An 8784-nucleotide genomic window follows, 5' to 3' on the forward strand; every position below is an offset into this window, starting at 1 on the left:
GACCGCAACGCTTCGGGCTTGCGACCGGGTCATTTGCGATGAGGATGTTTGTGCGCATCGTGGCGAGGCAGATCAACAACCTGATCTCGTTTGCTGACAATGACAGAGAGGCGAGCGAGCAGGCCTAAGTCTCAGCGCTGACGGCAACGGCCCGCCAAGTGGGCCTGTCCCAATCGAAAAAGCGCCCACCGATTTGGTGAGCGCCTAGAGGTGTGCAGGTCGACAAACAGGTCGACAACAAGCGTCAGTTACATTGGCATAAGCGCCCAGTAGTCGAGGTCGAGAAGGACGTCTTTGTTGTATTTGCCATCTTCGCCGCGCAGCGCGAAAGGCTCACCACCTTTGGTCGCGACAAGACGCAGGCGGATGGCCCCAACACCCGGAGCAGAAGTCGGTTGTTTGTCGAGCACTTCGGACCAGGCTTTGATTGTCAGGCCGGAGAAACAGGGGTTGGCATGGGCTCCGCCATTGAGGCCAACGATCATTTGCGCATTGGCCAGCCCGTTAAAGGACAGCGCCCGCGCCATCGAAATCACGTGCCCGCCATAGATCAGGCGGCCCTCAGGGCGGAAGGTCAGGTCGAAATGCACCTTGGCGGTGTTCTGCCAGAGGCGCGTCGCCATCATGTGTTCGGCCTCTTCGATCGTGACGCCATCAACGTGGTCAATGGTTTCGCCGATCTCATAGTCGCCCCAGCGATGCGGCTCTCCCGCCAGATGGAAATCATAGTTGGAGAAATCGAGCCCCTCGGGGATGGTGAGATCTTCGACCGACAGAACCTTTTTCAGGTCGGGCACAACCGTTTCGGGCGCGGGCGCATCAACATCGCGTTTGCGGACCATGACCCAGCGGACATAATCCATGACGGCTTCGCCCATCTGGTTGATGCCACGGGTGCGCACCCAAACCACACCGGTCTTACCGTTGGAGTTCTGTTTCAGCCCGATAACCTCGGAGACCGAGCGCAGTGTGTCGCCCATAAACACCGGCTTGAGCCAGCGACCTTCGGCATAGCCAAGGTTGGCCACCGCGTTCAGCGACACATCGGGAACGGTTTTGCCAAAGACGACGTGAAAGGCGGCGAGATCGTCAAGTGGGCTTTCCTCAAGCCCGCAATCACGGGCGAACTCATCGGAGGAATAGAGCGCATGGCGGGCGGGATAGAGCGCGTGATACAGCGCGCGCTCCCCCTCGCCCACCGTCCGGGGCACCGCATGGGCAATGACTTGCCCGATTTTATAGTCTTCGAAAAAGCGCCCCGGATTGGTCTTTTGCATTGTTAATGCTCTCCTAGTTTGGTGTCGGGGGTATAGGTGCCCTCGACCTCTTTGATCACGGCTTGACCACAGCGCATGACACCATTGGCGGCGTCAAAGGCATAGGTCGGATCGCCGTGGAGCACCCAACCCTTGTTCAGGGCATCGGTGACTTTATGGCAAAAAGCCGATGTGTCATCGGCGGTGAGTAGTCGGTACAGTTTCATGTCTTTCCCTCTTCCAAAGGCCGCTTATCCAAACGCAACGGGGCCAAGCAGCCCGTGGATGTAGCCGATGATCGCCAAAAGCAGAACCGAGATCGCAAAGAACATACCGTCTTTGGCGATTGCGCCTTTGGCGGGTGGGGTCCAGCCCGGTTCGGATTTGTTGATGATCGCCATCTCGGCCAAGGCCCAGACCAGCAAACCACCAAAGAGGACAAAGGATTCAACGTCGCCATTGACCAGCAGGTGCGCGATTGCCCAAAGCGCAAAACCGGTCAGCATCGGGTGACGCATTTTGTAAAAGATCGCCCCCTTGGATGGTCCGGGGCTGGTGAAATACAGCGCAAAGATCAAGATCAGGTTGTTGATCCCCACCGTGGCCGAGCTACGCCCCCAAAACACGGCCCCATCAGCCATGCGGTATCCCAACACCATCAGAACAATCGAGACAACAATGGCAATGGCAACCGCGCCTTTGCCCTTGTCGCCCATCGCGGCGCGTTTTTCCGGCATCAGCCGTTTAAAGAAATGTGCGCCCGCCCAAAGCAGGACACCCAGTATCAACAATAGCATGGCATTTCTCCCGTTCGCTTTGCTGAGCGCACATTCCTCTTATTCTGTTAGCGCCGCAATAGCGTCGGCCTTGGCCAGGGTCTTTTTGGCGGTTTCCACATGCAGGTTTTCGACGATCTTGCCGTCAACCACGGCAACGCCCTGCCCTTCGGCCTCGGCAGTGGTAAAGGCGTCGATCTGACGGCGGGCGAGATCAATCTCAGCATCCGAGGGGGCAAAGGCGGCATTGGCCACGTCAACCTGAGCCGGGTGGATCAAGGTTTTGCCATCCATGCCCATGTCGCGGCCTTGGTCACATTCATCTTTGAGGCCATCGGCATCTTTGAAGGCATTATAGACGCCGTCGACAATGATACAGTCGGTGGCCTTGGCGGCGAGAAGGCACAGGCCCAGCCCCGGCATCATCGGCAAACGGTCGGCGCGAAAGCGGCTGTTGAGTTCCTTGGCAAGGTCATTGGTGCCCATCACCATGCCGACCATCTTGGGATGCGCGCCAATTTCGGCGGCGTTCAACATGCCGCGCGGCGTCTCCATCATCGACCAGATCGGTTTGTCACAAAGCTTGGCCAGGTCATCAAGCTGTGCGGCGCTTTCAACCTTGGGGAGCAAAATGGCGTCGCAATCCATATCATTCACCGCACGCGCATCATCGGCCCCCCATTCGGTATCAAGGCCATTGATGCGCACGATGCGGGTGCGGTTGCCGTAGGATTGGGTGAGCGCCGCCTTGAGCGTCTCGCGCGCGGCGATTTTTTCACCGGGGGCGACGGCATCTTCGAGGTCAAAGATGATCGCGTCGATGGGCAGGGTGCGGGCCTTTTCCAACGCCCGTTCTTTTGAACCGGGAATATAGAGAACCGAACGGTAAGGGCGGGCGCGCATGTCCATGAGAATCTCTCCTAGAAGACCTGTGGGTAATATTCTTGCGCGCAGATGGCCTGTTTTGGCGGAAATGTTCAAGGGAAAATGTGCCGCAGTGCAGAAAAGTGACGCAAAGACGGGCGCTGGATGTAGCATTTAGGTTGCATTTGAGGCAACGCACGCCCCGTTAACCTTTTTTCAGCGGCTCATGCAGAAACTGATCCTCATGCCGACAAAAGCGGCTGCGGCGGCTCCGCAATAGGAGCGCCACCTTGAATGAGGGGACTTCATCCGGCCTTGGGCAGTGCCAAAGATGCACCTGCCCGGAGCCAAGCCGAAAGGTGACACTATGACGGAGAAATTTGCAAAGGTTGCGATGCTGAGCGCAGGTCTGTTTCTGGGCGCGGCAACATTGGTTGAAGCACAAGGCGCACAAAACTGTGCCCCGCGTGACAAAGTGGTCGAACGTTTGGCGATCAAATACGGCGAAACCCGCCAAAGCATGGGTTTGGGAAGCAACAATGCCGTGATGGAAGTTTTTGCATCGGTTGATAGCGGATCTTGGACCATCACCGTGACAATGGCAAATGGTGTCACATGTCTGGTTGCAAGTGGCCAAGCCTTTGAAGAGCTTGCAGAAGCGCTTCCTCCTCAAGGTGACCCAGCCTAAACAGGACCACCCTTTCGGACAGGGGCGCGGCCACGCGTCCGGCCCCACCTTCCGAAACCAAGTGACCGCGATAGTCCAGTAATCGCCACTAGAACTTGGTCACGTCAGAGCATCCCAAACCAATTTGGCCCCGGTCATCGTCAGGGCCACATAGGTAACGCCGAAAAACACCCGGTCTGAGACATAGTCATGGGCCCGAATACCAATCCAGGTGCCAAGCAAGGCAAATGGAACCAACGCCAAATCTAACAACAATGTTTCGCGGGTGAAAATACCCATACCCACATAAAACGTTGATTTAAAAACATTTACGGCCCAGAATACCAGAACCGTTGTGGCCTGATAGGTGCCTTTGCTAAGCCCCTGCCCGAGCAAATAGACCGCCGCCGCTGGCCCGCCCGCGTGGCTGACGAAACTGGTGAACCCAAGGGCAACGCCAGACATCAACCCCGTCTTGGCACCGAATCGTGCCTCGCGGAGGCGGATCAGCCCGTATTTCTGTGCCGCTTGCCATAGAACAAAGAGCACACAGACCAAGCCGATCACCATGCGGATCATGTCGGGATTGGCAATTGCAAAGAAATAGGCACCAAGAAATGTGCCGGGAACCGCGCCAATCAAGAGCACCCTGGCCGCAGGCCAATCCCATTTGCGCCAATAGGTCGGCAATGACGCGACATCAATCAACATCAAGAGCGGCAACATCAAAGCAATCGCCAAAGCCGGGTCGATGAGAAGCGCGAGAATCGAGGAGCTGGCGAAGGCCACACCTGATCCGAATCCGCCCTTTGATATCCCGGCGAACACCACTGCGGGAATTGTGACTGCAAAAACCGACAGGGAGAAAAGCTCCACCTTTGTCTCCTCAAACATGTGCTAATACATAGCTTTATCGTGAAAATTGACGCAATAACAGACCGGCTTTTGAGGCCCCGCGCCCACACGCCGCAATGCAGCACCCTTGCGCGAAGCCGCGTAAAGGCTTACGCACTCGGCAAAATTCACGTAAGTCGGAGAATTATCCATGGCACGACCCAAGATTGCCCTTATCGGCGCAGGTCAGATCGGTGGCACCCTTGCCCACCTCGCGGCAATGAAAGAACTGGGCGACGTTGTTCTGTTCGACATCGCCGAAGGCACCCCAGAGGGCAAAGCATTGGACATCGCCGAATCCGGCCCGTCCGAAGGTTTTGACGCCAGCCTAAAAGGCACACAGGACTATGCCGACATCGCCGGCGCAGATGTCTGCATCGTCACCGCCGGTGTTCCACGCAAGCCCGGCATGAGCCGCGACGACCTTTTGGGTATCAACCTGAAGGTTATGAAGTCGGTTGGCGAAGGCATCCGCGACAACTGTCCCGATGCGTTTGTAATCTGTATCACCAACCCGCTGGACGCCATGGTTTGGGCCTTGCAGCAATTCTCGGGTCTGCCCGCGAACAAAGTCTGCGGCATGGCCGGTGTTCTGGATAGCGCCCGCTTCCGTCACTTCCTTGCCGAAGAATTCAACGTGTCGATGAAAGACGTCACCGCGTTTGTTCTTGGCGGCCACGGCGACACCATGGTTCCTTCGGTTCGTTATTCGACCGTTGGCGGTATCCCTCTGCCTGATCTGGTCGACATGGGCTGGACCACACAAGACAAAATGGACGCAATCGTTCAGCGTACCCGTGACGGTGGCGCAGAAATCGTTGGCCTGCTGAAGACCGGTTCGGCCTTCTACGCGCCTGCGACCTCGGCGATTGAAATGGCCGAAGCCTACCTCAAAGACCAAAAGCGCGTTCTGCCTTGTGCCGCCTATTGTGACGGCGATCTTGGTCTGGACGGCATGTATGTTGGCGTTCCCACCGTAATCGGCGCCGGTGGCGTTGAGCGTATCGTCAACATCAAGCTCAACAAAGAAGAGCAAGCGATGTTCGACACATCGGTCAAAGCTGTTCAAGGTCTGGTCGAAGCCTGCAAAGCGATCGACAGCTCGCTGGCATAAGCCACAGAAACAGCAAACGAACACGGGGCGTGCCATCATCGGCGCGCCCCTTTTTTTTGTGGCGGACACTCTTGTCAGGTTGTTTATTCTACACGAGGCACAATCTTTTACGAACAATGTTCATTTTCTGTCGGGAGTTTTTGGTGTCCTATTTCAAAACCTTAGTTTTTTCTATTGGGCTAGCGGCCGGGGCAACCACCGCACTTGCCGAACAAAGCCCCAGCCTAACCACCCGCATTTCTACGCTTCAGGCAACGGATGCGTCACAGGGGTTTGAACTGGGGATGATGCAAACGCTTCGGGCGCTCGAAACTGCATTGCAGGCGCGCTACACCTATGGTTTTGGCCGCTCAATCCGCACCCTTCCGGTTTTTCGGCTTGGCCTTCCCGAGCAAAACCCAACACCGGAACAGGCGTCGCCAAACACGCTGGCGGACATCACCAAGACACTTGTTGATGACCTTGCGATAGCGCGGACGATATTGGAAAACGCCGACGCGCAGCCCTTTGACATGACAATCAATGAGCTTTGGCTCGACGTGAATGACAACGGACGGCACGATCACGGCGAAGGCGTTTTTGCATTGCTGGCCCCGGCGGTTTTGGGGCGCGGTGCGGATAGCATCCCGCAAGACGCGATCACCGTGCGCTTTGACGAGGCGGATGCCGAATGGCTCTTGGCCTATACGCATCTTTTGTCCGGCGTCGGGAATGCCATATTGGCGTTTGATCCGAGCGAAAGCATTGCTGGGCTTGCAGCAGACCGGGCGGCGCTAGAACACGCTCCGACCATTCCAAACATCTATGAATCCGCTGTGGTAAAGGCCGAAATCGACGCATTGGAAACCAAGCTTGGCGAGATTGAAGCGCAGCTTGCACCGTTGGAGGCACAAAGCACCACACTCAACGACCAAATATCCGACTTGAGAAAGAAAATCCGGGCAAGCGAAAACCCAGAAGAAAAGGCAGACCTCAAACGCCAACAGGAAAGTTTTTCTAAAACCAAGTCGGAATTGTGGGAGCAAATTCGGCCTTTGCGCACTTCTGGAAACATGCTGCGTCTCGAAATGAATTCGGCGCAAGCCAAGCTGGAGGACACGTCATCGGTGCGCTTTGACGCGTTTATCAGTGAGAACGAATGGGACGCGATCTATATCTTTCTGCACAGCCTGCGTCAGCAACCCGATGTTGATCGAATTCATGCGGTGCGAGAACACTGGCGCGCGATGATTGCGCATAATACCAAGTTTTGGGAGGCTGTGGCGCAGGAAACCGATGATGAAAACGAATGGGTTCCGAACCCCAAACAGACCTCGGCTCTTGGCCTAACAGTCAGCGCCGAAACCGCGCGGGCGTGGCAACGTATTTTGGCGGATGCCGATGCGGTGATGAACGGGCAGCTTTTGGTCAACATGCCCAACCTACCGCGTGGGTTGAGACTCAATGTCGCGGCCTATTTCGACGACCCTGCTCCGTTGGATTTATTGGAATGGTTGCATGGGCGTGGCGCTTACAAATTTGCAGCAAGGGGCCCGGCGATCACCGATCAAAGCTGGCGTGCGTTTCAACGGTTGACGCAAGGCCGCGCCGGAAGTTTCGCGTTGTTTTTCAATTAAGGCGTTGTCGCGCTAGGTTTAAACTTGGTCTTTGACCAACTTGGCCAAGTTCGGGTTAGCGGCGATCAAGTCGCGATCAAAGGGGGCCGGGCTTAGGTCCGGCACCTCGCCCAGCACATCGCGAATGACCGTGCGCGGGTCAAATCTCTCTTCCAAAAGCAACCCAAAGCCGCGCAGCCGATCTAGGCGCGCGGCGTCACATTCTTTCATCTCGGCATGAAATTCCAAGATCGCCTTGGGGTCCTTGGCGATGTCACTCATGATTTCGATCTGGGCGCGACGGTGGGCGGCGATGGAGAGTTCGGACGGGTCATAATCGGCATAGCGCAGCAGTTTCATCAGCCAGTTGAGCGGCGTCAGCCCGTCAAAATGCAACAACCGCGTCGACGTGGAGTTGTACCGCACAGCCCGATTGCGATCCTTTCCGCGATAGGCCCAATGGATACCGATTTCGTAATCTTGGCCGCGTGGAACCGCGCATTTTCCGGCGGAATGCCCCAACATGCCATGCACAAGCAACGGAAAATGATCGCCGAAAATGATCTGGTCATTAACCACGCCATCCTGACGCCGGTTCAACCCTTTGGTCGAGGTGCGGAACAGGCCGGAAAAGAAAGTCTCTTGCGGCTCTCCGGCGACAAAAATCCGCTCGGCGGGTGAAAAAGACAGCTCGCAATCCAATTCGGCAACATAGGCCAGTTCCTGACCCAAGGGTCGCGATTGAACCAAAAACTCATCCGCATCCATATGGATCAACCAATCACAGCTACAACGTTTCAAAGCGTGATTTGCGTTGAGTGCCTGACGGCGGCGGATGGTCGCAGGTTTGCGTTTGACCGGAGCCAAGGCCCGCCAATGCGATTTGTCGCAGAGGGTCACATGCAAGCCGGGCATCGCTTGCAATTCAGCCGCAATCGGATCATTTGGGTCGTCGAGATAAACATGTATCTCCTGGGCACCTGTGCCCAAATGCCAAGCCAGGTTGGACAAAAGCAGGGCGCGGGGCTCTTTGACCGTCATAACGATCCCCCAAGTCAGCTCTTTCATTCTACCTCCTGCCTGCATTGTGATCACAGGCTAGTCGCCCGTTGATTCCCTGCCAAGCGCTAACATCTTTTTAACTTGTGATCACAGGCTCAAAAAGTGTGATCACAAATGTCGAAAACTTGCCCTAAAAACATGCCTGCGGCAAAATTTCGTTTAACTCCTGCTGCTAGACCGGCCTAAACCAGTGCAAACCGCAGCAAAACGGGGGATACCATCCCATGAATATCCACGAGTATCAGGCCAAGGCGCTTCTGCGCAGCTACGGGGCGCCAGTCTCGGACGGCCGCGTTGTTCTGAAGGCGGAAGACGCCAAAACCGCCGCCGGCGAAATGGACGGCCCACTTTGGGTTGTCAAAGCGCAGATTCACGCAGGTGGTCGCGGCAAAGGCACTTTCAAAGAAGCCGACGCCGGTGACAAAGGCGGCGTTCGCCTTGCCAAGTCGGTCGAAGAAGCCGCTGAAGAAGCGCAAAAGATGCTGGGCCGCACATTGGTCACGCATCAGACCGGCCCAGCGGGCAAGCAGGTCAACCGCATCTACATCGAAGACGG

The 8784-nt window shown here is 56.3% G+C and carries 9 protein-coding genes and 1 pseudogene; 4 read left to right on the top strand and 6 right to left on the bottom strand.

The features are described 5' to 3' along the window. Positions 1-248: 248 nt before the first annotated feature. The 4 genes from AC5EFR_RS09825 to AC5EFR_RS09840 are packed head-to-tail and all read right to left on the bottom strand — an operon-like array spanning position 249 to position 2941. Positions 249-1277, bottom strand: coding sequence for a MaoC family dehydratase (locus tag AC5EFR_RS09825; protein WP_493575653.1), 1029 nt, complete (start codon positions 1275-1277; stop codon positions 249-251). Between the two features lie 2 nt (positions 1278-1279). Further along, positions 1280-1483 (bottom strand): DUF1737 domain-containing protein, encoded by a 204-nt coding sequence (locus tag AC5EFR_RS09830; RefSeq protein ID WP_299921073.1) that lies wholly within the window; start codon positions 1481-1483, stop codon positions 1280-1282. 24 nt (positions 1484-1507) lie between these two features. Then, positions 1508-2053, bottom strand: coding sequence for an NnrU family protein (locus AC5EFR_RS09835; protein WP_493575654.1), 546 nt, complete (start codon positions 2051-2053; stop codon positions 1508-1510). A 39-nt stretch (positions 2054-2092) separates the two neighbouring features. Then, complete coding sequence (locus AC5EFR_RS09840; protein WP_493575655.1) at positions 2093-2941, bottom strand: HpcH/HpaI aldolase/citrate lyase family protein; 849 nt, start codon at positions 2939-2941, stop codon at positions 2093-2095. Positions 2942-3263: 322 nt separating this feature from the next. Here AC5EFR_RS09840 and AC5EFR_RS09845 point away from each other — a divergent pair, with 322 nt between their 5' ends. Continuing rightward, positions 3264-3584, top strand: coding sequence for a hypothetical protein (locus tag AC5EFR_RS09845; RefSeq protein WP_299921079.1), 321 nt, complete (start codon positions 3264-3266; stop codon positions 3582-3584). A 99-nt stretch (positions 3585-3683) separates the two neighbouring features. Here AC5EFR_RS09845 and AC5EFR_RS09850 read toward each other — a convergent pair whose 3' ends face one another. After that, a complete protein-coding gene (locus AC5EFR_RS09850; protein WP_493575656.1) occupies positions 3684-4457 on the bottom strand; it encodes a sulfite exporter TauE/SafE family protein in 774 nt (257 codons plus the stop codon). 151 nt (positions 4458-4608) lie between these two features. On the opposite strand from AC5EFR_RS09850, the gene mdh reads away from it, so the two are divergent. Both mdh and AC5EFR_RS09860 read left to right on the top strand, forming a co-directional pair. Continuing rightward, a complete protein-coding gene (gene mdh, locus AC5EFR_RS09855; protein WP_299921083.1) occupies positions 4609-5571 on the top strand; it encodes a malate dehydrogenase in 963 nt (320 codons plus the stop codon). Between the two features lie 143 nt (positions 5572-5714). After that, positions 5715-7187, top strand: coding sequence for a hypothetical protein (locus AC5EFR_RS09860; RefSeq protein WP_493575657.1), 1473 nt, complete (start codon positions 5715-5717; stop codon positions 7185-7187). A gap of 18 nt (positions 7188-7205) precedes the next feature. Here AC5EFR_RS09860 and AC5EFR_RS09865 read toward each other — a convergent pair whose 3' ends face one another. Continuing rightward, positions 7206-8234 carry a glycosyltransferase family 2 protein gene (locus AC5EFR_RS09865; RefSeq protein ID WP_493575658.1) on the bottom strand — a complete coding sequence of 343 codons (1029 nt, stop codon included), beginning with the start codon at positions 8232-8234 and terminating at the stop codon, positions 7206-7208. A gap of 281 nt (positions 8235-8515) precedes the next feature. On the opposite strand from AC5EFR_RS09865, the pseudogene AC5EFR_RS09870 reads away from it, so the two are divergent. Further along, positions 8516-8784: pseudogene (locus AC5EFR_RS09870) on the top strand (ATP-grasp domain-containing protein); the annotation flags it as partial.

The sequence above is a fragment of the Pelagimonas sp. genome, assembly GCF_058892305.1.